Origin of the sequence: Chitinophaga hostae (genome assembly GCF_018224885.1) — a bacterium.
Taxonomy (GTDB): Bacteria; Bacteroidota; Bacteroidia; order Chitinophagales; family Chitinophagaceae; genus Chitinophaga; species Chitinophaga hostae.
Genome location: NZ_JAGTXB010000002.1, coordinates 309712 through 335720 on the forward strand (window position 1 = coordinate 309712; position 26009 = coordinate 335720).

25 protein-coding genes are annotated in these 26009 nt (G+C 46.3%); 22 read left to right on the forward strand and 3 right to left on the reverse strand.

All coding sequences use genetic code 11. The features are described from left to right. Positions 1-12 precede the first annotated feature (12 nt). Both bamG and KE626_RS05525 read right to left on the reverse strand, forming a co-directional pair. Entirely contained in the window at positions 13-1242 is a 1230-nt protein-coding gene (gene bamG, locus KE626_RS05520; protein ID WP_211971865.1) for a BamG family beta-barrel-assembly machinery protein, read from the reverse strand. Positions 1243-1251: 9 nt separating this feature from the next. Next, positions 1252-2586: a DUF4270 family protein gene (locus KE626_RS05525; RefSeq protein ID WP_211971866.1), complete on the reverse strand. Its 1335-nt coding sequence runs from the start codon at positions 2584-2586 to the stop codon at positions 1252-1254. 246 nt (positions 2587-2832) lie between these two features. Here KE626_RS05525 and KE626_RS05530 point away from each other — a divergent pair, with 246 nt between their 5' ends. The 5 genes from KE626_RS05530 (at position 2833) to KE626_RS05550 (ending at position 7638) form a co-directional block, all read left to right on the forward strand. After that, complete coding sequence (locus KE626_RS05530) at positions 2833-3834, forward strand: Kelch repeat-containing protein (protein ID WP_211971867.1); 1002 nt, start codon at positions 2833-2835, stop codon at positions 3832-3834. Then, the gene (locus tag KE626_RS05535; protein ID WP_211971868.1) at positions 3827-4168 is read left to right on the forward strand and encodes a DUF4907 domain-containing protein; all 342 of its coding nucleotides are present in this window, start codon (positions 3827-3829) and stop codon (positions 4166-4168) included. Before KE626_RS05530 ends, KE626_RS05535 begins: the two co-directional genes overlap by 8 nt. 195 nt (positions 4169-4363) lie before the next feature. Beyond that, entirely contained in the window at positions 4364-5626 is a 1263-nt protein-coding gene (locus tag KE626_RS05540; protein ID WP_211971869.1) for a sensor histidine kinase, read from the forward strand. Then, positions 5623-6354: a LytR/AlgR family response regulator transcription factor gene (locus KE626_RS05545; protein ID WP_211971870.1), complete on the forward strand. Its 732-nt coding sequence runs from the start codon at positions 5623-5625 to the stop codon at positions 6352-6354. Before KE626_RS05540 ends, KE626_RS05545 begins: the two co-directional genes overlap by 4 nt. A 156-nt stretch (positions 6355-6510) precedes the next feature. Next, complete coding sequence (locus KE626_RS05550) at positions 6511-7638, forward strand: cysteine desulfurase family protein (RefSeq protein ID WP_211971871.1); 1128 nt, start codon at positions 6511-6513, stop codon at positions 7636-7638. A 216-nt stretch (positions 7639-7854) separates the two neighbouring features. Here the strand turns inward: KE626_RS05550 and glmM are convergent, their stop codons facing one another. Further along, positions 7855-9237 (reverse strand): phosphoglucosamine mutase, encoded by a 1383-nt coding sequence (gene glmM, locus KE626_RS05555; RefSeq protein ID WP_211971872.1) that lies wholly within the window; start codon positions 9235-9237, stop codon positions 7855-7857. Positions 9238-9484: 247 nt separating this feature from the next. Here glmM and KE626_RS05560 point away from each other — a divergent pair, with 247 nt between their 5' ends. From KE626_RS05560 to KE626_RS05640, 17 genes are all read left to right on the forward strand, one after another. Beyond that, a complete protein-coding gene (locus KE626_RS05560) occupies positions 9485-11503 on the forward strand; it encodes an LTA synthase family protein (protein WP_211971873.1) in 2019 nt (672 codons plus the stop codon). 77 nt (positions 11504-11580) lie between these two features. Next, entirely contained in the window at positions 11581-12324 is a 744-nt protein-coding gene (locus tag KE626_RS05565) for a class I SAM-dependent methyltransferase (protein ID WP_211971874.1), read from the forward strand. Positions 12325-12326: 2 nt separating this feature from the next. After that, on the forward strand, positions 12327-12905 hold the full coding sequence (locus KE626_RS05570; RefSeq protein WP_211971875.1) for a phosphatase PAP2 family protein: 579 nt from the start codon (positions 12327-12329) through the stop codon (positions 12903-12905). Further along, the gene (locus tag KE626_RS05575) at positions 12902-13633 is read left to right on the forward strand and encodes a ZIP family metal transporter (protein ID WP_211971876.1); all 732 of its coding nucleotides are present in this window, start codon (positions 12902-12904) and stop codon (positions 13631-13633) included. The genes KE626_RS05570 and KE626_RS05575 overlap by 4 nt, the downstream gene beginning before the upstream one ends. Positions 13634-13656: 23 nt before the next feature. Next, positions 13657-14946 (forward strand): hemolysin family protein, encoded by a 1290-nt coding sequence (locus KE626_RS05580; RefSeq protein ID WP_211971877.1) that lies wholly within the window; start codon positions 13657-13659, stop codon positions 14944-14946. A gap of 147 nt (positions 14947-15093) precedes the next feature. Beyond that, positions 15094-16629 carry a flexirubin biosynthesis tyrosine ammonia-lyase FlxA gene (gene flxA, locus KE626_RS05585; protein WP_211971878.1) on the forward strand — a complete coding sequence of 512 codons (1536 nt, stop codon included), beginning with the start codon at positions 15094-15096 and terminating at the stop codon, positions 16627-16629. A 33-nt stretch (positions 16630-16662) separates the two neighbouring features. Further along, positions 16663-17391 (forward strand): flexirubin biosynthesis SDR family reductase FlxB, encoded by a 729-nt coding sequence (gene flxB, locus KE626_RS05590; protein ID WP_211971879.1) that lies wholly within the window; start codon positions 16663-16665, stop codon positions 17389-17391. Between the two features lie 164 nt (positions 17392-17555). Beyond that, complete coding sequence (locus KE626_RS05595) at positions 17556-18782, forward strand: beta-ketoacyl-[acyl-carrier-protein] synthase family protein (RefSeq protein WP_211971880.1); 1227 nt, start codon at positions 17556-17558, stop codon at positions 18780-18782. Positions 18783-18876: 94 nt separating this feature from the next. Beyond that, positions 18877-19134, forward strand: coding sequence for a phosphopantetheine-binding protein (locus KE626_RS05600; protein ID WP_211971881.1), 258 nt, complete (start codon positions 18877-18879; stop codon positions 19132-19134). Further along, positions 19134-20009 carry a lysophospholipid acyltransferase family protein gene (locus tag KE626_RS05605; RefSeq protein WP_211971882.1) on the forward strand — a complete coding sequence of 292 codons (876 nt, stop codon included), beginning with the start codon at positions 19134-19136 and terminating at the stop codon, positions 20007-20009. The genes KE626_RS05600 and KE626_RS05605 overlap by 1 nt, the downstream gene beginning before the upstream one ends. 75 nt (positions 20010-20084) lie before the next feature. Then, positions 20085-20510 (forward strand): hotdog family protein, encoded by a 426-nt coding sequence (locus tag KE626_RS05610; RefSeq protein ID WP_211971883.1) that lies wholly within the window; start codon positions 20085-20087, stop codon positions 20508-20510. Between the two features lie 6 nt (positions 20511-20516). Next, entirely contained in the window at positions 20517-21272 is a 756-nt protein-coding gene (locus KE626_RS05615) for a hypothetical protein (RefSeq protein WP_211971884.1), read from the forward strand. After that, a complete protein-coding gene (locus KE626_RS05620; protein WP_211971885.1) occupies positions 21272-21694 on the forward strand; it encodes an acyl-CoA thioesterase in 423 nt (140 codons plus the stop codon). Before KE626_RS05615 ends, KE626_RS05620 begins: the two co-directional genes overlap by 1 nt. Positions 21695-21705: 11 nt before the next feature. Next, entirely contained in the window at positions 21706-22854 is a 1149-nt protein-coding gene (locus tag KE626_RS05625) for a beta-ketoacyl-[acyl-carrier-protein] synthase family protein (protein ID WP_211971886.1), read from the forward strand. A gap of 162 nt (positions 22855-23016) precedes the next feature. Further along, complete coding sequence (locus tag KE626_RS05630) at positions 23017-24078, forward strand: SAM-dependent methyltransferase (RefSeq protein ID WP_346344340.1); 1062 nt, start codon at positions 23017-23019, stop codon at positions 24076-24078. Positions 24079-24117: 39 nt separating this feature from the next. Next, a complete protein-coding gene (locus tag KE626_RS05635; protein WP_211971887.1) occupies positions 24118-25374 on the forward strand; it encodes an NAD(P)/FAD-dependent oxidoreductase in 1257 nt (418 codons plus the stop codon). Next, a complete protein-coding gene (locus KE626_RS05640) occupies positions 25367-25993 on the forward strand; it encodes a hypothetical protein (protein ID WP_211971888.1) in 627 nt (208 codons plus the stop codon). The genes KE626_RS05635 and KE626_RS05640 overlap by 8 nt, the downstream gene beginning before the upstream one ends. The last annotated feature ends 16 nt before the right edge of the window (positions 25994-26009 follow it).

Genomic DNA, 26009 nt, shown 5'->3' on the forward strand with positions numbered 1-26009 from the left:
TTTGCTAACAACCTATTGCGATAACCGTTTAAAGAACCATATATCCCTCAAACTGAAATTAAATATTGCGTTTACATACGTTTCTTTCACCAGGGCTGTGCCGGTTTGGCCACGTTGTCCGGCTTCAAGCCCAATATAATATCTGAGTTGCCCGTTCTTGCTGGGCAACGACATGCCGATAGAGCCGGAAATATCTTTGATCTGAGTGCTGCTTACCACCAGTGGAGATTTATTATAGGCAAAGCCAGCCTGTAATACGGCGCCTTCAAATGTTTGGTTGTAGTATTGACGCTTCAGCGTATATTCTATACCGGTAGAATAGCGTTCTCCATCCTGGTAGCTGTAGGTAGCTCCTTTTTCGTTCAGGCTGTTCCAAAGCTGATGGCGGTAGTCGGCTACCCAGGTGATAGTACCATTGGTGAGCGTAAGGCCCGCGCCATATTCTGCCGGCAGGGTAAAGAAAGAAGGGTCCTGGTCCTTTGAATAGAGCGAGGTGCCATTCTGATCTACGATGTCTAATTTTTCCTGCAGTTTCATTTTGGTCTGGAACCGGTAAGTGGCGCCCAGACCCAGTTGCCAGTCTTTGCTGATTTTTCCGGCGTATTGTGCGCCTGCGGTAAAATTAGGTTTAAAGCCGTACCTGTTATGCTGTGTTTGTAAGGAGTCAGAACCAATATACTGGGTGGTATTCAGCGGACCAAACAGGAATGCGGTGGATACACCTACCGAAAAGTTTTTGCTGAGTTGGAAACCGTTGGAAATATAGGCCCGGTTAAATCCGCCGGTACCTGTGGTGGTAGCTGTTACAGGCTGCCCGGTACCTATCACAAACTGCTGGTTCAGCAGTTTATAGTCTACCGTACTGAAAGGGCTGATCCCTGCGCCGATACCCCAGAATTTGGCGGCTTTGAACCCGATGGCGAGGCGTTTAAAGTTGATGTCGCCGGCACTTTGTGAAATGCCGCTGCCGCTGTAGTTGACCTGCTGTGCTTTCAGCGACACATCAAACATGAAGTTCTGGGTAGGCAGGGCGCTGTAGGAGGCAGGATTGAGCTCATTAAGATAGCCGGAATGTCGACGGCCGATGCCGGTGCTTCCCAGCCCGAAATTGCGGCTGTAATCCCTCGTTTCCAGGTCGCCTATTCCATAGGCAGAATAAATGGAATTAAGGCCGTGTTGTGCTTTCGCTGCTGTGCCGCACAACAGGAGTATAATAAAACCGCTATATATTTTTATTCGCATGAGTATCCTTTATTTATACAACAGATAGTATAACTGTATTTTAACCCGGTTCTTCAGGTTCTGCTGGTCGCCTATTACCAGCCGGTCCAGCGTTGTTCTGCCGTCGGTGGCGCTGGGTGTAAGCAACAGCCCCCGTGAATTAATATCAGTCACTGTTTGTTGTTTGATGACATAGTTGGTAATGTCGAAGGTATAGTTGGTGTTTTCATTCAGCTGATGGTCGATGGTCAGTTGTCCGTAGGTAAGGGTATCTGTTACCTGGTTCAGCGTGTTCACTTCGCAGAGGGCTACTCTTGGTGGCAGGCGGTCGTTCTGATAGCTGCCGCTGACTGGTTTCAGTGTCATATATACTTTCATGACCTTAAAGAATTGTCCGAGGCCAGAGAGGTTTTTGATGTAGGGAATATCAATTCGTGCAGCCGCTCCCGTTATCGGCTGGGCAAAACCCTGGTTGCCGGTGCTGGCGGAAGGCAACACCTTTACGTTACCGGTGAGCGCGGCAATGGGCGTGCCGGTACGGTCAGTCACTACGCGGTTGAACTGCAGGTTGGACGCCTGCATTTTAAAATCAACATATTTTACGGTAGTGATCTGCTCATTGATATGATAGTAGAGCCGCATTACCAGGCTGGTGTCGTTCGCTGCAAAGCCGCTTACTGACTGGCTGTTGGCGCCTCCTCTTACATTCAGTCCCTTGAAGAATTCCAGCCAGGTATTGTTGGCGGTGATATCACCGCTTTTATCGCGCAGCATGGCAAACAACTGGCCGCCCAGCTGATCGGACATATGTACGGTAACCGTTTTATCGGTGTGAGGACGGATAATACCGGTGAAGCTGCCTATGGGCGTACTTTCTGTTTTGAAGTTGCTGCTGTTGTACAGGTAATAGAAGTTCTGCGCCGTTTGTATTTTTTCAGTTACGCGGTATACCTGTATTTCCTGTTGCAGCAGGGAGTCGCCGGCTATGTATCCGTTAGGGTGCATGATGAGCACCATAGAATCATACCTGGAGCCGTTTACGGGAATTTCCACCGAAGCCGGTTGCGCAATCTGGAAAAAGGATTGCAGGGTGGAAGTACCAAACAGCGGGTCTATCCGTTTACCGGTCAGCAGTACTTCCGATCCGGAAGTAGGCATGGAGTCCTGCTGAACGGTTTTCATCTGCACCGTCAGCGTATCGGAAAGGATATAATCTGTGGCCTGATTGTTATCTACAATGTTGTTATAGGTAAACCCGGTTTTTTGGCAGGAGGAAATAGCCGCCAGGAGCAGCAATGCGGGGAAGAACCTCCGTATACTCCTGCAGCAACGCCTGAAAAATAAATGATCCATGGTATTGTTCATGGTGCGCAATTTTAGACAGGATCGATACTTTCAGTTCCTTTAATATGCCAACGGCCAAAATTCATCGATGAATAACGAAATATGTTCTTTATGCCGCTGATGGCGCAGCAATGGGCATTTGCCGCCAAAGAATCCTACTGGTAGATGAAATAACGGTATCCGTCAGCTAAAATGACGGGAACAGCTATTTCCTGTTTGCCGGAATGCTCCTGCGGATAATTTTGGCTGCAGTAAAAGAACATGCTAATGCGATATTTAAAAGGTTATAGTTTATTATTATTGATGGCTTCCCTGGCGGCCTGTTCGAAAAGTTCAAACACCACCACGCTGGTAGGGAACTGGATTAAACGTTCTGAATTTGAAGGCGTAGCCAGAACTTCAGCCGCTTCTTTTGTAATTGATAATAAAGCCTATGTAGGAACCGGGTATGATGGAACTAACAGGTTACAGGATTTCTGGATGTACGACGCAGATCAGAACCAGTGGACACAGATGACCCCATTCTCCGGCCCCGCACGCAGTAACGCGGTAGGCATGGCGATGGCCGGCAAAGGCTATGTGGGTACCGGTTACGACGGATTAAATAAACTGAACGATTTCTACGAGTATACGCCCCCTCCAGTAAACAGCTGGGCCAGGAAGGCTGATTTCAAAGGCACCGCCCGTTATGGCGCTGTAGCCTTTTCGTTGAAAGACCTGGGCTATATTGCTACCGGTTACGACGGTAACTGGTTAAAGGATAACTGGCAATACAATCCGGTTACCAACACCTGGGAACAGGTACAGAGCCTGAACAGTGGTAAAAGAACAGATGCTTCTGTTTTCGTGATCGATAACAAAGCCTATGTATGCATGGGTACCGCTAACTCTACTGCGGTAACAGATTTTTACTCATTCGACGGTGATACCAAAACCTGGACAACGCTGAACCCTATCGCCAATGTAAACGACGATAGCTTTGATGATGCCTACAACTTCGCGGGCAGCGGTTCCGCGTCTTTTGCCATGAAAGGTAAAGGTTACATCGTATCAGGTATCAAGGGCAGCTACTCCGGCGCAGTTTGGGAATATACCCCGGGTACTGACCGCTGGACACAGAAAACAGATTTCGAAGGCGCGGCCCGTACCGGCGCTACCGGCTTTGCTGTGAAAGACCGCGGTTTCGTAGTACTGGGCGCAAGCTCCAGCCTCAACCTCGATGACATGTGGGAATTTGATCCAAATGCAGAGTACAACAAAAATGACTAAGCGTAATATTATTATCGCAGCCGGCATCATGGTGATGGCCCTGGCTTTCTTTGCCTGGAAAACAAATCACCATGAAAAGAACGGCTCCGATATGCTGGCAGTAGTGGTGGAACCTTTTGAAATACGCGACGGATGGGGTTACCGGGTGAATGTAGACGGACATACCTACATCTACCAGGATATTATTCCGGGCGTTCCCGGCAACCGGGTGTTTCGCACAAAGGAAAATGCACTGCGGGTAGGAAATGTAGTGATGGAAAAATTAACCCATCATAAAATTCCTTCCATGACGCAGCAGGAGTTGATCAGCATGAAGATTACCGAAGCGGAGTAAATTTATAAAGACAATGAGGCTACTTTACTATCCTGTTTTTCAAATGAGAACAAGGATAGTAAAGTAGCCTCGTGTCCGTAATTTTAAGGTGATTTTAAGAACTTTATTAAATTTAACAATCCCTTATACAGGATTAACAAATTTTAACACAAGCCTAACCCTATCTGGTGTAAGTTTATCGCATCAAATAATGTGATGCTAAATTTTAAACGGATACTTAAAAGTCGTCCCTTCCTTATTTCACTGCACGTCCTTGGATGGGCATGCTTTTTATTTTTCCCGTTTTTCATTTATCGTATTCAGATTTTACATACCGGTTTTTTTATTAAAGAACTGATAGATAACCTGTTTCTCATTGGCATTTTTTATCTCAATATCTATGTGCTGATCCCCCGTTATTTCAACGGCAAGAAGATCGTGGTATACCTGTGCAGCATTGCGCTGCTGATTGTTTTTATTACCGCCCAGCAGGCAGCGCTCAACTATTACTTTTTTAAAAATTACGCACTTCGTCCGCCGATGATGACGTTGCGCATGGATAAAAAATTTAACAATCCGGAAGTAACATCGCCGGGCTTTCCTCCGTTTCACCATCGTCGTATGATGATAGAACAGGGAGAAGTTCATGCCACCGCCCTTCCTGTTTCCGGAAAGAGTGAGGCTTTTCCTGATACCAGCGTACATACCGCCGTTGCGGTGGCCTATCCCGGCAATCCTTTAATGGAACCGGATGCGCCAACTATCCTGGAGTACCTCTTTTTTCCGGAGGTACTTCGCAGATCCGGTTTTTTTGCGCTCCTGATGTTGTTCATGAGCGGATTTATAAAGATTGCACTCGAATGGTTTAAAAGTGAAAAACAACGTGAGGAACTGAAAGTAGAGAAGTTGAATGCGGAATTAAAATTTTTAAAATCGCAGATTAATCCTCACTTCCTTTTTAACTGTCTAAATACCATTTACTCGCTGGCGCATAAACAATCGGCACAAACGGAACATGCCATTTTGAAGCTGTCAACCATTATGCGTTACATGATCTATGAATCGAATGAAGCCAGGGTATTACTGTCACAGGAACTGAAATACCTGCACGATTATATAGAAATACAGCGGCTGCGGCTACCAAAAGATATCCAGATCAACTACCGGTTAAACGGAACCGCAGATGGACTGAAGATAGAACCAATGTTACTCGTGCCCTTTGTGGAAAACGCATTCAAACACGGTATCAGCTATACAGAAGACTCTTTTATTGATATAGATATTGCCACAACTGAAGATATGATCAGACTAACAGTTAAGAACAGTCACTTTAAAGAACGCGTCGCCGAAAGAGGGGGAGTAGGCCTCGACAATGTATTAAAACGATTGGAACTGCTTTATGAAAATGAGCATGAGATTAATATCAGGGAAACGGAAAACCAGTTTATTGTTGATCTTAAAATCGGTTTGAAAAAATGATAAAGTGTATTGCAGTGGATGACGAGCCACTGGCGCTGGAAATCATGGAAGACTATATCCGGAAAGTTCCCTTCCTGACCCTGGCAGGCAAATTCGAAAATGCAGCCACCGCGCTGCGCTTTATCCAGGACGAACCGGTAGACCTGGTATTTCTTGATATCAAAATGCCCGATATCACCGGCATTCAATTCCTCAAATCGCTCAAATACCCACCCATGGTAGTATTCACTACTGCCTACGGCGAGTATGCACTGGATGGCTTTAATCTCGATGTAGTAGACTACCTCCTGAAGCCGGTGCCGTTTGAACGGTTTCTGAAAGCTGCCGCAAAAGCCAGTGAAACCTGGTCGGTAAGCCAGCAAAAATCGGTAAGCGCCGGTAATACCGCCCTGCCCATGGATGCCACCTGGGTAAATGACTACATCTTCATTAAAACAGAGTACAAGATTATTAAAATCAATCTGGAAGATATTCTTTTCATCGAAGCATTGAAAGACTATACGAAGATCTATACACATAACCTGCCCGTTCTTACACTGCGCAGCCTTAAATCGTTCGAAACGCGCCTTCCGGCCGACAAATTCATACGCGTACACCGCTCCTACCTGGTATCTCTCAATAAAATTAACTGTGTGGAGAAAAATACCGTGATGATCGCTAACCAGTCTATCCCCATCTCCGATGGTTACAGGGACCGGTTTTATGATGTGATTAACAGGAACTCTTAGGAAAGCATTACGAATTATGAATTACGGGGTTATGGGTAGACTGAGCTGACGGTCTACCCATAACCCCGTAATTCATAATTCGTAATTCGTAATTTTTTCGGAACTTCGCCGACCAACCACCATTAATTATTATTCTTTTATCAAAAACCACCAACATTGGAAAGAATATACTTTGACAATGCAGCAACCACCGCGCTGGATCCCGCGGTATTGGACGCTATGCTGCCGTTTATGACAGAAAAGTTCGGGAACCCTTCCTCTATTTATTCTTACGGCAGGGAAACAAGACTGGGCATCGAAAATGCTCGTAAATCAGTAGCCAAAGCATTAAATGCACATCCGGGAGAGATCTTTTTTACCTCCGGAGGAACCGAAAGCAGCAATACGGCCATCAACGCCGCCGTAAAAGACCTGGGCTGCAGGCATATCATTTCTTCACCTATTGAGCACCATGCCACGCTCCACACCGTGGAATACCTGCATCACCACGATGGAGTAGCCCTTTCGTTTGTAAATGTGCTGCCTTCCGGTCATGTTGATATGGACCACCTGCGTGAACTGCTGCAGAACTCCACTGAAAGATGCCTGGTAACCCTCATGCACGCCAATAACGAAATCGGTAACCTGCTGGATATACATGCCGTAGGTAACCTTTGCAAAGAGTTTGACGCCATTTTCCATTCAGATACCGTGCAAACGGTAGGGCATTATCCTTTTGATCTGCGGAATACCCCCGTACACTTTGTAACCGGCGCCGGACATAAGTTCCACGGCCCTAAAGGAGTGGGGATCCTATATATTAACGAAAATGTGAAGATAACTCCGTTCATACAGGGAGGCAGCCAGGAACGTAATATGCGTGCGGGTACCGAAAACCTGTATGGTATCATCGGGTTCGCAAAAGCCCTGGAAATAGCCACTGCCCAGCATGAAGAACACAGCGCCTATATCAATGGCCTGCGTATATACATGGCGGAACAGTTACAGCAACATATCCCGGAAGTAGCTTTCAATGGCGACCTGTATGGCAAGAGTTTATACACCGTATTGAACGTGGCATTCCCTAAGTCAGAGAAAAGCGAAATGATCCTGTTTAACATGGATATCAATGGCATCTGCGCCTCCGGCGGCAGCGCGTGTACCTCCGGCGCCAATGCGGGATCTCACGTTATTCGCGCCATCAACAGCAATCCTAACCAGATCGCCGTACGCTTCTCCTTCTGTAAAAATAATACCAGGGAAGAAGTAGATAAAGTGGTAGCAAAATTGAAAGAGCTTATTTGATGGGGATCGCCTTCGGCGATTGTCTTTGGGCAGGATTAGAAAGATTCTCGTGATTTGATGATTTGATTTTATTTTGATAAAAAGATAAGGGGAGATGAAAGTGATACAATTCGCTTTCATCTCCCCTAAATATTTAATATCAAATCGTAATCAAATCATCAAATCACGAGAATCTTTCTAATCCTGCCCAAAGACAATCGCCGAAGGCGATCCCCCCTAATGCATAAACTCCTTAATATCCTCCATGATCCTTTTGGCAATATTATCTGCCGTGGTTTCATTCTGGCTTTCAGCGTAAATGCGGATAATAGGCTCAGTATTGGAAGTACGGAGATGTACCCAATCCTTGTCGAACTCTATTTTCAGACCATCTTCTGTATTTAAAGGCTGGTTCTTATACTTCACCTTAATTTTTTCGAAAATGGTTTTTACATCTACTCCTTTGTCCAGCTCTATTTTATTTTTAGAGATGAAATAGTCAGGATAGCTGTTCCGCAATGCTTTGATGCTTTTTTTGCTGTGTGCCAGGTGGCTCAGGAAAAGTCCGATGCCAATCAGGGCGTCGCGGCCATAATGCAGGTCCGGAACAATGATACCGCCATTACCTTCTCCGCCGATCACCGCCTGCGTATCTTTCATTTTCTTTACCACATTCACTTCACCTACCGCAGAAGGGGTGTATTGTCCGCCATGCTTCAGGGTTACATCCTTCAGCGCCTGGGTCGACGACATATTGGAAACGGTATTACCTTTTCTTTTGCCTAATACATAGTCTGCCACTGCTACCAGGGTGTATTCTTCACCAAACATGCTGCCGTCTTCGCAAACAAAGCACAAACGATCCACATCAGGATCTACCGCGATGCCCAGGTCTGCATTGGACTTGTTTACTTCGTTGGAGAGCGCAGTCAGGTTTTCAGCCAGCGGTTCAGGGTTATGACTGAATTTGCCGTTTACTTCCCCAAACAGTACTTCTACTTCTTCCACACCCAATGCTTTCAGCAGGGGCGGAACAAATAAAGCGCCGGTAGAATTTACCGCATCCACCACTATTTTGAAGTTGCGGGCTTTAATAGCAGGTACGTCTACCAGCGGGTAGTTTACCACCAGGTCTACATGTTTTTGCAGGTAAGAATCATCTACGGTATAGGAACCCAGTTTATTCACATCCGCGAAATTGAAGTCTTCGCGTTCTGCAATGTCCAGCAGCTGGGTGCCGTCATCGCCGGAAATAAACTCGCCTTTGCTGTTCAGCAGTTTCAGCGCATTCCATTCTCTCGGATTATGGCTGGCAGTGAGAATAATACCGCCTGCAGCATTTTCCATGGTTACGGCCAGTTCTACGGTAGGGGTGGTAGATAAACCGAGGTCTACTACATCAAAACCCAGTCCGTTCAGGGTGGATACCACGAGGTTTTTCACCATTTCGCCGGAAATACGGCCATCACGGCCTATTACCACCTTACGGTTCTCTGTTTCACGGCTCAGCCAGGTGCCGTAAGCCGCTGTGAATTTTACCACATCTAATGGAGAAAGTCCCTCGCCGGGCTTACCGCCTATGGTTCCGCGTATGCCGGATATCGATTTGATCAGTGCCACAAGATTCTGTTTTTAAAGGAAGGCAAATATAAAAAAATCCATTCCAGAAATCCTAATTATGAATAGATGACGAAAAAACCAAAAGCGGAAAGCAGAAAGCCAAAAGCTACTGAAGCGGGTTAAGAACGCCAATAATAGTCATTCCGCTTTACGGCTCCGCTTCGGTAGCTTTTGGCTTTCTGCTTTCCGCTTTAAGCTTTTTCAATATCTTTGCAGCTACGCTTTTAAAAAAACGGCTATACGTTACATGCAATACTCGTGGAAGAATATACCCCGGTATATTCGTTATGTGTTTGTTCAAACGCTTTACCTCTTCCTGTTGATGGTGATGTTCAGGGCGATATTTTACCTGTTTTTCTTCAAAACCACCATCACCGACCATGCATCAATAGCGAAAGCCTGGAACCTGGGCGTAAGATTTGACCTGCGACTTGCCCTTTACGGGATGATCCCCATTCTCCTGCTGGCCCTGATCACCCGCAATAATTTTTTTGTTTCAAAGCCTATACGCAGGTTTAACTTTATATATTTCTTTATTGTATACTTACTGCTCACACTGCTCTATATTCTCGACCTCGGTCATTACGATTACCTGGGGCAGCGCCTCGACCCTTCTGTGCTAAGGTTCCTGGCCAAAGGAGAGCGGGCCGACAATGCCCGCATGGTATGGCAAAGCTACCCGGTAGTAAGGGGCGCCCTGGGCATTTTTATATTCATGTTCCTCGTTTACCGCCTGCAAAAAGCTACCTGGAAAAGATTTGCGGCCCAGCCCCTCATCTATTTGCGTAACTGGCCGTTTACGGGCTATGTAACAGGGCTGGTACTGCTCTTTGCCGCCGGCATCTATGGTAATATCGCCTATTTTCCGCTCCGCTGGAGCCAGGCCATGTTTACCCGCGATAATGGCGTAACCAGCCTCGGACTTAATCCTATCCTCTACTTCGTTTCCAACTTCTCGGTAAAAGGCGACACCTTCAGCCCGGAAGCCACCAGGAAATATTATCCCTATATAGCGGATTACCTGAAAGTAGACAGCGCCAGCGTGAGCCAGCTGAATTATGTGCGTACTATCGCCGGCGACGCTGCCAAACCCCGGCTGAATGTAATATTGGTCATGCTGGAATCTACCGGGGCGGCGGTTACAAGTATGTATGGAAACCCCATGCAGGCTACGCCAAATATGAAAAGACTGGCAGACAGCGGTATTCTCTTTAAAAACTTTTATGTGCCGGCTATCAGCACCGCCAAAACAGTTTTTGGCGTGCATACCGGTTTACCGGATATTACCGCGGTGAAAACCGCCAGCCGTCATCCTAAAATGCTGGATCAACGCATTGTGATGGACCAGTTCAAAGGGTATGATAAGCTGTACCTGCTGGGTGGAAATACCAACTGGGCCAACATCCGCGCAGTGTTTACCAATAACGTGGAAGGAGTGCGTATTTACGAGGAAGGCATGTATACATCGGCCAAAGCCGATGTATGGGGCATTTCCGATTATGACCTGATCACCGAAGCCAGCGGCATCTTTAAGGAAGACAACAACAAAAAACAACCTTTTGTCGCTTTCCTGCAGTTAGCCGATAATCATCCGCCATATACCACCACCAGCGGGGCCGGAGATTTTAAAAAGCTCACAGAGAAAGATATTGACATGGCGAAGTTCAAAAAATCGGGCTTCGTGTCAATAGACCAGTTTAATGCGTTGCGCTATGAAGATTATAACGTAGGGCATATCATTGATATGGCCCGCAAAGACGGGTATCTTGATAATACCCTTTTTGTATTCTTTGGCGATCATAACTGTGTGCTCAATCCGTATAGCTTTATGCCGCTGCCGGAATATGAGCTGGCTACCGGCGGGGTGCATGTAACCGCATTCATGTACAGTCCCAAACACCTGGCGCCACAGGTGATCAGCACACCGGGAAGCTTGCTGGATGTATATCCTACCATGGCAAAACTGGTGGGCATGCCATACAGGAATTATACATTGGGCGTAGACCTGTTCGACAGCACCCGGGTAAATAATAAGTATGTTTTTATGACATACCTGCGTAACCAGATGCCTTTTTATGCAACGATAGGCGACCGTTACCTGTATGAAATTAACCTGGTCACAGATGCAACGGCGCTGTACGACCTGAAAGGCGATCCGCTGAAAAATATCCGTGCAGAACAGGCGGATACAGCAAAAAGCCTCGATAATTTAACACGCGGCTTTTACGAAAGCACCCGATATTTGATGTTTAACAATAAGAAATAGTGCTGATGGCGGTCTGTATGTAAACTATCACACCGGTTTACATCATCCCACTGCATTGCCTAACAGCTCATCGCTTTATGGAACTAGATAAACTGTGGTTTAAAGATTGGTTTAATTCTCCCTACTATCATCTGTTGTACGACAACCGTGATGAACGGGAGGCAGCGGCCTTTATTGATAAATTGCTGGCCTACCTGCAACCGGCTGCCGGTGCGGAAATGCTGGATGTAGCCTGTGGAATGGGACGACATGCCAAATACCTGGCAGATAAAGGCTATTATGTAACAGGGATCGACCTTTCCATAGAAAGCATTAATGCCGCCAAGCAACTGGAAAATGATCACCTGAGCTTTTTTCAGCATGATATGCGACTACCATTCCGGGTAAATTACTTTGATATTGTCGTTAATTTTTTCACCAGTTTCGGCTATTTTGAATCGCAACGCGACAACGACAATGCCCTGCGTACATTGAAAAATGCGCTGAAGCCCGGTGGGAAACTGGTACTTGATTATTTAAACAGTAATTACGTAGCCTCACACCTGGTACATGACGAAGTGAAAGAAAAAGACAACGTGGTATTTGATATCCGCCGGGAACTGAAAGCGCATAAATTTATAAAGCAGATCAGTATTCTCGATAAGGAGAAAATGCGGCGCGCTTCCTATACCGAAAGCGTGAATGCCTTTACCAGGCAGGATTTTGAGGCCATGTTTGCAAAACAGGGACTGAAAATAAGGGAGATATTCGGCGACTATCACTTTAACAGCTATGATGAGCAGCGTTCGCCACGCCTGATCATCGTTGCTACAAAATTATAGCCATGCTTGAATCGATATTACGTGAAGACCTCCGGTTATTTTTACACATAAACGGACAATGGCATAACGCTTTACTGGATGTAATCCTGCCCTTCCTGCGGGAACCGTTTGTATGGGCGCCCCTGTATCTTTTCCTGGGTTTGTTTGTAACCATTAACTATGGCTGGAAAGGACTGTTCTGGATACTGTTCTTTTTGCTGTGCTTTGGCGTGGCAGACCAGAGCAGCCTGTTTTTGAAAAGTGCTGTTGGAAGAATACGGCCCTGCCGCGATCCCGTGGTATCGCACTATGCCCGTGTGCTGGTGGTGTATTGCCCCATGAGCGGAAGTTTCACCTCTAATCATGCGGCGAATCATTTTGCGCTGGCTACATTTTGTTTCATAACTTTAAAATCAGCTTTTCGCCGGTATACCTGGTTGTTCTTTGCATGGGCCGCTGTTATTGGCTATGCGCAGATATACGTAGGAGTACACTACCCGCTCGATGTAGCCGGTGGTGCTATACTGGGCATTTTAATCGGGCTGCTCAGCGGTAGTTTCTTTCAACGCCGTATAAGACTGGAGTCTGAACTCACATCATGAACTGGAACTATCTGATATTAATACTGGCAGCTACGATTGCGGGTGGGATGATTCCCATGACAGTCAAGCGTATTCATGCCAATTTTTCGATTTACCTGCTCGCCTTTACCGGCGCCTTCTTGTTTGGTGTTATTATTATGCACCTCCTGCCGGAAGTATACCAGGAGCTGGGGCATCAGGCCGGCATCTATATAGCGGCGGGTTTCTTTTTACAGGTATTCCTGCAACAGCTGTCGCATGGAATGGAACACGGGCATACGCATGTACCGCAGGAACATCATCATCATATTGCAGTAATGCCGCTGCTGCTGGGACTTTCCATCCATGCCTTTATGGAAGGGATCCCGCTCGGATTTAAATATGATGACCATTCAGCGCTGCCTTCACTGATGGTGGGGGTGGCCGCACACAAAATACCGGAAGCATTAACGCTGATCACCGTAATGATGCACGCGCATAAAAAGCGGGCGGAGCTCTGGCGGATACTGCTGGTATTTGCCCTGGTAACACCGCTGGCAGCCGTTCTTGCAGGATGGCTGGGTAATCGTTTTGAAATTGTTCAGCATTACCTTTTATACGTGGTAGCGCTGGTGGTAGGTGCATTTTTGCACATTTCCACTACCATTTTTTATGAAAGCGGCACCAAGCATCATGAACTCAGCCGGAAAAAGGTAATGGCCATAGCACTGGGGCTGCTTTTGGCATTTCTTACCATGATATTTGAATAATTTTTTATTTTTAGGCTATATATATGGAAGTCGTCATTATCCTCATCCTTATTTTATTGAATGGCCTGTTCTCGATGTCCGAGATAGCATTGGTCTCGGCCCGGAAGATCCGTTTGGAAAACCAGGCCAATAAAGGGGATGAAAAAGCAAAGGCCGCCTTGAAGCTGGCCAATAATCCGGACACTTTTCTTTCTACCGTGCAAATCGGTATAACCCTGATCGGTATTTTAACAGGTATTTACTCAGGCGAAAACATCAAAACTGATGTGATGGCCTGGCTCAATACCTTTCCTGCAATACAGCCCTACAGCAGCGGGGTAGCTACTGCCATCATTGTAGTAACCATTACCTATTTTTCTATGGTGCTGGGTGAACTGGTACCTAAACGTATCGGGATGGCCAAACCGGAAGCCATTGCCAAAGTGATGGCAAAGCCTATGCAGGTGATTTCCTGGTTTACCTTTCCTTTTATCTGGCTGTTATCTGCCTCCACCACGGTACTGGTAAAATTATTCAATCTCAAATCCGGTGAGTCGCACGTAACGGAAGAAGAAATAAAAGCCATTATCAACGAAGGCACCAGCTCGGGTGCTATCGAGGAAACAGAACAGGAAATTATTGAACGTGTATTTCACCTGGGCGACCGTAACATTACGTCGCTCATGACCTACCGCAATGATATTACCTGGCTCGATATCAATGAAGCCCCGGGCGAATACCAGGAAAAGATACTTGGCAGCCTGCATTCGGTATACCCTGTATGTGACGGGCAGATAGACAGTATCAAGGGACTGGTTACCATCAAAGACCTGTATACCGTGGCCGGAAAATTAGCGCCGCTGGCTGATATTATCCGCAAACCACTGTTTGTGCCGGAAAACAATACCGCCTACCAGGTACTCGAAAAGTTTAAGGAAACACACCTCCATGCAGCGTTTATAGTCGATGAATATGGTACCTTCCTGGGAATGATCACCCTGAACGATATCCTGGAAGCTATTGTAGGCGATATGCCGGAAACTGCTGAAAGCGATGACTATGAGATGGTATTGCGGGAAGATGGCACCTGGCTGGTAGATGCGCAGATACCGTTTTATGATTTCCTGGAAGAGTTCGATAAGGAAGACTGGATGACTGAATTTGAGCAGGATTTTGATACCCTGGCAGGGTTTATCCTGCACCACCTGGAACATATCCCGCAAACGGGGGAAAAATTCACCTGGCGCGATTTTACGTTCGAGATAGTGGACATGGATGCACACCGGATCGATAAGGTACTGGTGACACCGCCAACGCAAACAACAGCCGAATAAGCCTGATACCCCAGCAAAATCAGTAATAACCGCATGCGTAATTACCCGTAATTCGTGGGAAGGGGTTGTTATTTATTTGGATAAATCTAGCTTTATGCTAATTTTGAGCACTTTTTTACATATACAAATAATTTAATTTAAGATAAAATGGTTGCAATAGGAAGTAAGGCGCTGTCCCTGGATGAAGTGTACAGGGTCCTTTTGGGCGGAGAAGAGCTGACACTGGAAACAGCGGCTCTGCAGCAGGTGGAAGCTAGTTTTCTATTTCTTGAGAAATTTTCGGCAAAGAAGCTGATTTATGGTATCAACACCGGTTTCGGTCCTATGGCCCAATACCGCATTTCAGATGAAGATACTTTTCAGTTGCAGTATAACCTGATCCGCAGTCATAGCTCCGGAGCAGGTAACTGTATGTCGCCGTTACATACAAAAGCATTGATGATAGCGCGCCTGAGCAGCTTTATGCAGGCCCATTCCGGCATTCACCCGGAGGTGGTACACCTGTTAAAGGACCTGATCAACAAAAACGTATATCCCTGTGTGTTTGAACACGGTGGTGTAGGCGCCAGCGGCGACCTGGTACAGCTGGCCCACCTGGCGCTGGTATTGATTGGCGAAGGAGAAGTATGGTATGAAGATAAATTTCAGCCTGCGGCAGAAGTATTTGCCAGGTTAAACCTCAAGCCTATCGATATTCACGTAAGAGAAGGACTGGCCATTATAAACGGTACCTCCGCTATGACAGGCGTAGGATTGGTAAATCTTATCGAAGCAAAAAAACTGCTGGGATGGTCGGTGGTGTTATCTGCCATGATCAACGAAATAGTGGAAGCTTTTGATGATCACCTCTCTGCCGAACTAAATGCCGTGAAAAAGCATGAAGGACAGCAGCAGATTGCCGCTAAAATGCGGGAAATCCTGAAAGGCAGTAAAATGGTCCGCCATCGTCCGGATCATCTCTATAAAGAGCTGGAAGAAGAAATTTTTAAAGATAAAGTACAGGAATACTATTCACTGCGCTGCGTACCACAGATCCTGGGCCCCGTATATGATACGCTGGCACAGGCAGAAAAACTGGTGGTACAGGAACTCAATTCCGTGAGCGATAACCCGGTAGTGGATCACCACCTGGAAAACGTTTTCCATGGCGGAAACTTCCATGGCGATTATGTTTCACTGGAAATGGACAAAATTAAAATTTCTATTACCAAACTGTCGATGCTCGCAGAAAGACAATTAAACTACCTGCTGAACGAAAAACTGAACCATAAATTCCCGCCGTTTATGAACCTCGGCAAACTTGGCTTCAATTTTGGCATGCAGGGCGTTCAGTTTACAGCTACATCTACCGTTGCTGAAAACCAGACATTGTCATTCCCGATGTATGTACACAGTATTCCAAATAACAACGATAACCAGGATATTGTGAGCATGGGTTGTAACGCTGCTATCATGACCAGCAAAGTCATAGAGAATACCTTCCAGGTATTGGCGATACAGTTAATGACCATGTTGCAGGCGGTAGATTATCTGAATTGCCAGGATCGCCTGGCTGGTTTCTCGCACAAAGTGTACGAGGAAGTGAGAGCAATATTTCCTAAATTTATTGAAGACAGTCCTCGTTACAAAGACCTTCAGAAAATTAAGGAATACCTGCTGAAAAATATGCCGGTGCAGTTCTAACAGCCGTTATTTGTAATCCGAAATTTGTAATTCATGAAATGTGCATTAGTAACCGGAGGATCCAGGGGGATAGGCAGGGCAGTATGTATAAGGTTGGCCGAAGCAGGTTATCATATACTCATCAACTATAAAGGGAATGAAGCAGCAGCACAGGATACGCTGGAGGCGGTAAAAGCCAAAGGAAGTACCGGCGAACTGCTGCAGTTCAACGTGGGGGATGCCGCAGAAGTACAACAGGTACTGGGCGGCTGGGTAGAGAATAATAAAGAACAGCAGATAGAAATACTCGTGAATAACGCAGGCATCCGGGAAGATTCCCTGATGTTCTGGATGAATGAGGCACAGTGGGGAAATGTATTGAATATCAGTTTGAATGGTTTTTTTAATGTGACCAAACAGGTGTTGAATAACATGCTCCTGAAACGCTATGGCCGCATTATCAACATGGTGTCGTTGTCTGGCATAAAAGGTTTGCCCGGTCAGACAAATTATTCCGCCGCCAAAGCAGGGGTAATAGGAGCTACCAAAGCCCTTGCCCAGGAAGTTGCCAAAAGAGGGGTTACCGTAAATGCTATCGCACCCGGGTTCATCAAAACAGATATGACAGCAGAACTGAATGAAAAAGAACTGGCTGCACAGGTACCCATGAACCGCTTCGGAACACCCGAAGAAGTAGCAGAAGCTGTCGCTTTCCTTACTTCGCGGGCCGCAGGTTATATAACCGGGGAAGTATTGAATATTAATGGAGGGCTGCACACATAGGGGGGAAAATAGCTTTTAGCCGTTAGCTTTTAGCTGTTAGTAAATGCAGCAGAGTTCATATTATGTTGATATCCGCTGCATTTACTAACAGCTAAAAGCTAACAGCTAACTGCTAAAAAGCTGTTTTATCAAATTTGCTAACTGCTAACAGCTAAAAGCTAGATATGAATCGAGTTGTGATCACCGGAATGGGAATCTATTCCTGCATCGGAAAGGATATGCAGGAGGTAAGAGATTCGTTGTACCAGGGAAAATCCGGTATAGTGCTGGACCCTGAAAGAAAATCGTTTGGTTACCGGTCCGGGTTAACCGGCCATATAGAGAGACCCGAGCTCAAAGGGTTGCTGGATCGTCGCTCCAGGCTCATGATGCCAGAGCAGGCGGAATTTGCGTATATGGCTACCCGTGAAGCCCTGGCGCAGGCGGGTATAACACCGGAATATATTGATGCCACACCAATAGGACTTTTATACGGTAACGACAGCTCTGCCAAACCGGTGGTGGAAGCCAATGATATTATGCGGGCGAAGAAAGATACCATGCTGGTAGGTTCGGGGTCTGTGTTTCAGACCATGAATTCTACCGTGAATATGAACCTGGCCACTATTTTTAAGCTCCGTGGCGTAAACTTCACCGTCAGCGCCGCCTGTGCCAGCGGTTCCCATGCTATCGGTATGGGATATATGTTTATCAGGAACGGTATGCAGGATGCAGTTATCTGCGGTGGCGCCCAGGAGGTAAATTTGTATGCCATGGGTAACTTTGATGCCATCGCTGCTTTTTCTGTGAGAGAAAATGATCCTACCCGTGCATCAAGACCGTTTGACCGCGACCGCGACGGACTGGTACCCAGCGGGGGCGCTGCAACCGTAATACTGGAAAGCCTGGAGTCCGCGCAGCGCAGAGGCGCCACCATTTTAGGCGAAGTGCTGGGATACGGCTTCTCCTCCAACGGTGCGCATATTTCCAATCCTACTGTAGACGGACCCGTACGTTCCCTGCAAATCGCTTTAAAAGATGCCGGATTACAACCGGGCGACATCGAATATATAAACGCCCACGCCACTTCCACCGCCGCCGGCGATGCCAGCGAAGCGAGGGCCATTCACGAAGTGTTTGGCGATTCCAGGCCCTACGTCAGCTCTACCAAGTCCATGACCGGTCACGAATGCTGGATGGCTGGCGCCAGCGAAATAGTATACTCCATGCTCATGATGCAGCATGGGTTTATAGCGCCAAATATTAACCTGGAAAATCCCGACGAAGACGCGGCCAGGTTAAATATTGTAACCAATACAATTAATAAAAATTTTAATATATTTTTGTCAAACTCCTTCGGTTTTGGCGGCACTAATTCTTCTCTTATTGTAAGAGGGTGGAACGGAAAGTAAATATTCTTAACTTTGACCCCTGGATCAGGATCGTTAGACCAACTGGATGCAATCAAAAAAATTTTAAAACGACCTATATCTGATTTCACACTTTATGGACATTAGAACAATAATAGCTGTTACGAATAAGTTTCTGGTAGAGGAGTTTGAAGCAAACCCCGACACAATTACGCCTGAAGCAAATATGAAGTCCACACTGGATCTGGATAGTTTGGACTATATCGACATGGTGGTAGTGATAGAAGATAACTTCGGATTTAAAGTAAATCCGGAAGATTTTCAGGCAATTGTCACTTTTCAGGATTTCTACGATTACGTAGCCACTCGTGTACAACAAAAAGAACTGGTATAATGCCTTCCTGGCAAGGAAAGTCGAAAGGAAGTAAATTTGGATACAGTTGTTTTGTTTTCCTGCTCAATCATGGAGGAGTAATGCCCGCCTATCTGTTGTTAAGGTTTGTGGCTTTCTATTTCTTTGCATTTTCCTGGAGCTCCTCAAAACCTCTCTATCATTATTTCCGTACAAAAATAGGATACGGCAGATGGCGTTCATTGCTCAGTCTGTACCGTAATTATCATGTATTTGGCCAGACGCTGATCGATAAAGTGGTGGTGATGGCCGATATGGCCAATAAATTCACCTTTGAATTTGAAGGAGAACATTATCTGCGTGAAATGATTGCCGGCGGCAAAGGAGGGATATTACTAAGCGCCCACCTGGGCAACTGGGAAGTAGCCGGACACCTGTTTAAACGATTGCAAACCAGGATTAATATTGTCATGTTCGACGGAGAACACCAGCGTATCAAGGATTACCTGTCTGGCATTACGGGCGACCGTAACATGAATATTATTGTCATTAAGGACGATTTGTCCCATATCTACGCCATTAATGAAGCATTGAATAACCGTGAAATGGTATGTATGCATGCCGACCGCTTCTTACCTGGTAATAAAACCCAAACCACTTCTTTTTTAGGCGAAGAGGCCCGTTTCCCGTTAGGCCCCTTCCTGCTGGCTGCCACCTTCCGGGTGCCGGTTTCCGTGGTATTTGCCTTCAAGGAATCGCCGACCCATTACCACTTTTACGCTACCGAACCCCGTCAATACCATGGACGCCGCAACCAGGGAGTGGAAACCGCCCTGCATGATTTTGTAGCGCGGGTAGAAGAAAAAGTACAGCGTTACCCGGTACAATGGTTTAATTATTACGATTTTTGGGAATAATGCGTGTTTTTACTGTTAATAATTTCGTATAATTCTATTTATTTCGTGTTTCATTTTTAATAATAACTTGTGCAGATGTTTATTCATACAGATGATATCACCGCGTATATTCCTCAGCGCACCCCTATCGTCATGATCAGCGGTATCCTGGAGGTAAATGGTCCTGTAACCCGGACCGGCCTACACATCGCTGCAGATAATATTTTTGTGGAGAATGGCGTGCTAACCCCTCCCGGCCTGATGGAAAATATCGCACAAACCGCCGCTGCCCGCATCGGGTACATCGCAAAACAACAGGATACCCCTGTACCCCTGGGTTTTATCGGCGCTGTGAAAGACCTGGAAATCCTGGAATTACCCCCTGCCGGTCAGATGATTGAAACCGTTACCGAAATAGGCGGCGAAGTATTCAACGCCACCATGGTTACCGGCAAAGTATTGTTTGAAGGCCGCGTAATGGCACAATGCGAAATGAAAATTTTTACCAATCCCATAATATAATCGAATATGAACTGTAGAAAATTTATCGTACTGCCCTTGATGGTTTTAAGCATGTTCGCCACGACCGCACATGCACAGAAACTAAAAAATTTCCTGGAAAATAAAGATTCCTCCTTTCTCTGGCTCGGTGTGGACTTTACCCAGGCAAAACTGATCGGCGACGCTGCCGCCAAAACAGACGCGATTGTAGACCATGAGTTGACAGCCCTCAACCAGGTGATCGTAAACGAACAGAAAAAATATGATGTGCCAGGCGCGTTTCACCGCGAAAAATATAATACCAGCATTACCCTGGTAAACAAACGCAACGAAGCCATCAACGGAGAAAACATGAAATCGGACGAATCTGCCGATTTTGAGCGTCTGAAACCGGAAGATATCACCAAAGTGGTAAAATCCTACGATTTCAGCGGCAAACATGGCATCGGCGTAATGATCGTGATGGAAGGTATGAGCAAAACCTCCAAAAGCGCGTCTATGTGGGTAACCGTCATTGACCTGGATCGCAAAAACGTACTGATGACAGAACGTTATATCGGTAAAGGCCAGAAATGGAGCTTTGCATGGCGTAACTACTGGCTCGCTACCATTAAAAGCGTGCTGGATGATGTAGACGACGACTACAACAAACTGAGAAGCAAATACGCAGACGCTAAAGATGCGGAAGATCCAAAACCGGTAGTAGCACCTGCGGCTGAAAAGAAAGAAGCCAAAACAGGCGTGGCTACAAAAGAAGCAAAGAAACCAAAGAAAAAAGGATAATGACAACATTGACCGCAAGCACCAACATACTGATACGATTTAATGAAGCAGATCCGCTGGGAATAGTATGGCACGGGCATTATGTGCGGTATTTTGAAGATGGAAGAGAAGCCTTCGGAGAAAAATACGGCCTGCGTTACCTCGATATTTTTGAAGAAGGGTACACAGTACCGGTAGTGAATGTACAATGTGACTATAAACGCTCACTGCGCTATGGCGACCGGGTAGTGGTGGAAACAAAGTATGTGGATGATATGGCGGCGAAAATAAAATTTGAATACATACTTACCAATCCGGCAACCGGTGAAATCGTTGCAAAAGGGTCTTCCGTACAGGTATTCCTGGATAAAGAAACATCTTCCCTGCAATTGATCACCCCCGCTTTTTTCAGTGAATGGAAAAAAACACACGGACTGGTATAACAAAGGGTATTATGCAACAGGTGTATGTAGTAGCAGATAATATTGTGGGGCCGCTGGGCAGTACTACCCGGGAAAATTTTGAACAGGTATTACAGGGTAACAGTGGCATAGGATTGCAGCAAAATGCAGCCTATGCCGCTGCCCCTTTTTATGGCGCTATGATGGCGCCCGGTCAGCTGGATACCTATACCGCCGCTGATAACGTAGATGGATACACGACATTTGAAAAACTGCTGGTCGCATCTGTACGAAGCGCCCTGCAGCAAACCAGTATCTCATTGGCGGATCAGCGTACCGGCTTTATTATCTCCACTACCAAAGGCAATATAGAATTACTGGAACAACAACCCGAAGGAGCTGTATTGCCGTTGGGCGACATGCAGTTGTTTACCACGGCAAAAAAAATAGCAGGCCATTTTAAGGCCGCTAATCAACCGTTATTGGTAAGCAGCGCCTGTATATCAGGGCTGGTAGCCATTTTAACAGGTAAGCGCCTCATTGAAGCCGGACGCTATGATCATGTAGTAGTTGCCGGCGCCGATGTGCTTACCCGCTTCGTGTTGTCCGGATTCCAGTCGTTCCAGGCAGTAAGCGCCATTCCCTGTAAACCCTTTGATGCCAACCGCACCGGGGTTACACTGGGCGAAGGAGCTGCCACCGTTATCCTCAGCAGGGATAACAGCAACGCTGCTTTTTCATTAGGCGCCGGTGCTATCAGCAACGACGCCAATCATATATCAGGCCCTTCCCGTACCGGCGAAGAACTGGCTGCCGCGATGCAGCTGGCATTGAAAGGCAGCGGGCTAACCACGGCAGATATCGGATTTGTATCTGCACATGGCACGGCCACCTTGTATAACGATGAAATGGAGGCAAAAGCCTTGCACCACGCCGGTTTGGCAACGGTGCCGGTAAACAGTCTCAAAGGCTATTACGGCCATACCCTCGGCGCAGCAGGACTGATAGAAGCCATCATCAGTATGCAGGCCATGAAACAGGGGGTGGTATTGCCAACAAAAGGATACGAAACAGCCGGTGTAAGCATGCCGGTAAACGTTAATAATACCCTGCTGCATACTTCATCTGCCCACTTCCTGAAAACTGTTTCAGGCTTTGGAGGATGTAATGCAGCCATGGTCTTTAATCTTATCCGGGATTAACCTGATTATTATGATTATTATGATTTTTTAAAGATTAACGAGGTCTGAAAGAAGATTTTTTCATAAATTTTTAAATCAAAAAATAGCAATCACAAAAATCAAACTAATCAGTTAAATCCTGGGCAAGACAAAACCCGCATCAATCACAGTAAAATTTTTTTTGTGTTTAATAAAGAAACAAAAACAGCACTGGAAGCGAAAGAAGCTGCATTACGCCTCGCATTCGCTCCTGTCGCTTTTCAGGCTACCAGGGCATTGCGCGATATGGGCATTTTAACGGCAGTAAGCAACAGCCGCTCTGCCGGTATTACCATTGAGGAAATAATGGAACAAACAAAAATGTCACGCTATGCAGTAAGAGTATTGCTGGAGGCCGGTTTGGGAATGGAGCTGATCATCGTCAACGATAAAAGGTATACCCTTACCAAAACAGGCTACTTTATTTTACATGATTCGCTTACCCGTATTAACATGGACTTTTCGCAGGATATCTGCTATAAAGGCATGAATCACCTGCAGGAAAGCCTTAGAGAAGGAAAACCCGCCGGTTTGCGCGAACTGGGCCCCTGGGATACTATTTACCCCGGCTTGTCGCTGCTGCCGCCTGAAATAGGCAAAAGCTGGTTCGATTTTGATCACTACTACTCCGACCTGGCCACACCGGCGGCCCTGGAAATCGTATTTGAAAAACATCCAAAACGTTTGCTCGACATAGGTGGCAACACCGGTAAATGGGCGCTGGCATGCACTGCCAAAGACCCGGAGGTGGAAGTAACTATTTTTGATATACCCGGACAGGCGGCGCTGGCACAACAGAAAATGAAAGATGCCGGTGTGGAAAACCGTGTGCATTTTCATATCGCCAACATCCTGCACGAGGAAATTCCATTCCCTAAAGGCTTTGATGCCATCTGGATGAGCCAGTTCCTCGATTGTTTTTCTGAAGCTGAAATTGTATCTATCCTGAAACGTTGCCGCGAAGCGCTCAACGATGATGGTATCGTTTATATACTGGAACCATTCTGGAACCGCCAGCAGTTTAAGTCTGCCGCTTTTTGCCTGCAGCAGACCTCCCTGTATTTTACAGCAATGGCCAACGGTAACAGCCAGATGTATCATACCGACGATTTCTTTCAATGCATTGAAGACGCAGGTCTGACGATTATTGAAGAAAATGACCAGATGGGAATGAACTATACATTGCTGAAATGTAAAAAGAAATAGCGTATCACATAATCTATAAACTCCCAAAATCGATCTCTTATGAAAACTGAGCAAGTTGATGTATTGGTAATAGGAGCAGGGCCGGCGGGTACAGTGGCAGCCTCTATTATTCATCAGGCAGGCTATAAAGTAAAAGTGGTGGAGAAACAAAAGTTTCCCCGCTTCGTAATTGGCGAAAGCCTTTTGCCCCGCAGTATGGAAGCGCTGGAAGAGGCCGGGTTTATTGATGCTATCAAAGCAAAAGGTTTTCAGCAGAAATTCGGAGCCAAGTTTGTAAAAGGCGATGCGCTCTGCGATTTTACTTTCCAGGAGCAATATACGCCCGGCTGGACCTGGACCTGGCAGGTAACCCGCGCTGACTTTGATAAAACACTGGCGGATACCGTCGAAAGCATGGGGGTGCCGGTATCGTATGAAACAACAGTAACGGGTATACGTTTTAATGGATCAGATTCCGTTACTACCGTAGAAGATAAAGATGGTCATCAATCGGAGATTGCAGCCCGGTTTATTGTGGATGGCAGTGGCTATGGCAGGGTGATACCCAAATTGTTTAACCTGGAGAAAAACTCCAACCTGCAGCCGCGTAAAGCATTATTTGCCCATACAGTAGATACACGCCGCTCCATGGCAGATGAGCCCAACAGGATCACCGCAGTGGTGCATAAACCGGGTGTTTGGATCTGGATTATTCCTTTTGCCACCGGGGTCACTTCCCTGGGCTTTGTAGGAGATCCGGAATTTTTTGAACAATATCCCGGCACGGATGAAGATAAATATCGCGCATTGCTGGAAGCTGAACCCTATACCAGGGAGCGTTTCCGTGATGTGGAGCTGGTATTTGAACCCAGGATACTGCAATCCTGGTCCGCTACCACGGATAAGTTTTATGGCGATGGATTTGTGCTCACCGGAAATGTAACAGAATTTCTGGACCCGATTTTCTCATCTGGCGTAACTTTGGCCTGTGTTTCTGCACAAACGGCTGCAAAGCTGGTGATCAGGAAACTGAAAGGCGAGGCGGTAGACTGGGAAAAAGAGTACATGGAACCTACCATGCAGGGCGTAAATACCTTCCGCTCCTATGTAATGGCCTGGTACGAAGGTATCCTCGATACCATCTTCTTTAAAAAAGATGCAGACCCGGTTATCAAAGGACAAATTTGTTCCGTACTCGCTGGTTATGTGTGGGATATGAGTAATCCCTTTGTGAAAAATCATGATACCGCCTTAAAACGGCTGGCCAGAACAATAGAATTAACAGACAAATTAAAAAGCAGCTCAGCCATTGAATAGTGAGTCGGCATATATTACAGGAAGTTGTATCATTCGTCATAATAAGGTTTACGGGAACGGCGGCCTGTTATGGGAAGCAGGTCAGGAGCTGGAATTGCCGGAATTTCTGCGGGCAGGATACGACCGGTTTTCCGGGCAATATCCGAAATTTCATAAGATGGACGCCCTCAGCAAGCTTGGCTGGCTGGCGGCGGAAGTACTGCTGAAAGATACCCGCGTACCTTTATTGCCGCCGGAACAGGTGGGTATGGTATTATCGAACCGCAGCAGCAGCCTGGATACGGATCTGCGCTACTATGCTACAGTAAAGGATTTTGCCAGCCCGGCCTTATTTGTGTATACATTGCCCAATATTGTAATGGGCGAAATATCCATCCGGCATGGTTTTAAAGGGGAAAATACCTTTTTTGTGTCAGATGCTTTTGATACGGCGCTGATGAGCAGCTACCCGGCCCAATTGCTGGCGGTAACACCGTTGCAGGCCTGTATTTGTGGTTGGGTAGAAGTAATGGAACAACAATACGAGGCAGCATTATTCCTCGTGGAAAATAAACCCGATGGTATGGCCCGGCCCTTAACAGCGGAGGCTTTATCGTCATTATATCAAACAAACAAATAGTTAATAACTTTAATCA

Bases quoted from the DNA above. Each gene is read 5' to 3' on its own strand.
- bamG (WP_211971865.1), bottom strand. From the start codon at position 1,242: ATGCGAATAAAAATATATAGCGGTTTTATTATACTCCTGTTGTGCGGC.
- KE626_RS05625 (WP_211971886.1), top strand. From the start codon at position 21,706: ATGCAACAGGTGTATGTAGTAGCAGATAATATTGTGGGGCCGCTGGGC.
- KE626_RS05545 (WP_211971870.1), top strand. From the start codon at position 5,623: ATGATAAAGTGTATTGCAGTGGATGACGAGCCACTGGCGCTGGAAATC.
- KE626_RS05565 (WP_211971874.1), top strand. From the start codon at position 11,581: ATGGAACTAGATAAACTGTGGTTTAAAGATTGGTTTAATTCTCCCTAC.
- KE626_RS05560 (WP_211971873.1), top strand. From the start codon at position 9,485: ATGCAATACTCGTGGAAGAATATACCCCGGTATATTCGTTATGTGTTT.
- KE626_RS05600 (WP_211971881.1), top strand. From the start codon at position 18,877: ATGGACATTAGAACAATAATAGCTGTTACGAATAAGTTTCTGGTAGAG.
- KE626_RS05605 (WP_211971882.1), top strand. From the start codon at position 19,134: ATGCCTTCCTGGCAAGGAAAGTCGAAAGGAAGTAAATTTGGATACAGT.
- KE626_RS05635 (WP_211971887.1), top strand. From the start codon at position 24,118: ATGAAAACTGAGCAAGTTGATGTATTGGTAATAGGAGCAGGGCCGGCG.
- flxB (WP_211971879.1), top strand. From the start codon at position 16,663: ATGAAATGTGCATTAGTAACCGGAGGATCCAGGGGGATAGGCAGGGCA.
- KE626_RS05530 (WP_211971867.1), top strand. From the start codon at position 2,833: ATGCGATATTTAAAAGGTTATAGTTTATTATTATTGATGGCTTCCCTG.
- KE626_RS05570 (WP_211971875.1), top strand. From the start codon at position 12,327: ATGCTTGAATCGATATTACGTGAAGACCTCCGGTTATTTTTACACATA.
- KE626_RS05615 (WP_211971884.1), top strand. From the start codon at position 20,517: ATGAACTGTAGAAAATTTATCGTACTGCCCTTGATGGTTTTAAGCATG.
- KE626_RS05540 (WP_211971869.1), top strand. From the start codon at position 4,364: ATGCTAAATTTTAAACGGATACTTAAAAGTCGTCCCTTCCTTATTTCA.
- KE626_RS05620 (WP_211971885.1), top strand. From the start codon at position 21,272: ATGACAACATTGACCGCAAGCACCAACATACTGATACGATTTAATGAA.
- KE626_RS05610 (WP_211971883.1), top strand. From the start codon at position 20,085: ATGTTTATTCATACAGATGATATCACCGCGTATATTCCTCAGCGCACC.
- KE626_RS05525 (WP_211971866.1), bottom strand. From the start codon at position 2,586: ATGAACAATACCATGGATCATTTATTTTTCAGGCGTTGCTGCAGGAGT.
- KE626_RS05580 (WP_211971877.1), top strand. From the start codon at position 13,657: ATGGAAGTCGTCATTATCCTCATCCTTATTTTATTGAATGGCCTGTTC.
- flxA (WP_211971878.1), top strand. From the start codon at position 15,094: ATGGTTGCAATAGGAAGTAAGGCGCTGTCCCTGGATGAAGTGTACAGG.
- KE626_RS05575 (WP_211971876.1), top strand. From the start codon at position 12,902: ATGAACTGGAACTATCTGATATTAATACTGGCAGCTACGATTGCGGGT.
- KE626_RS05595 (WP_211971880.1), top strand. From the start codon at position 17,556: ATGAATCGAGTTGTGATCACCGGAATGGGAATCTATTCCTGCATCGGA.
- KE626_RS05535 (WP_211971868.1), top strand. From the start codon at position 3,827: ATGACTAAGCGTAATATTATTATCGCAGCCGGCATCATGGTGATGGCC.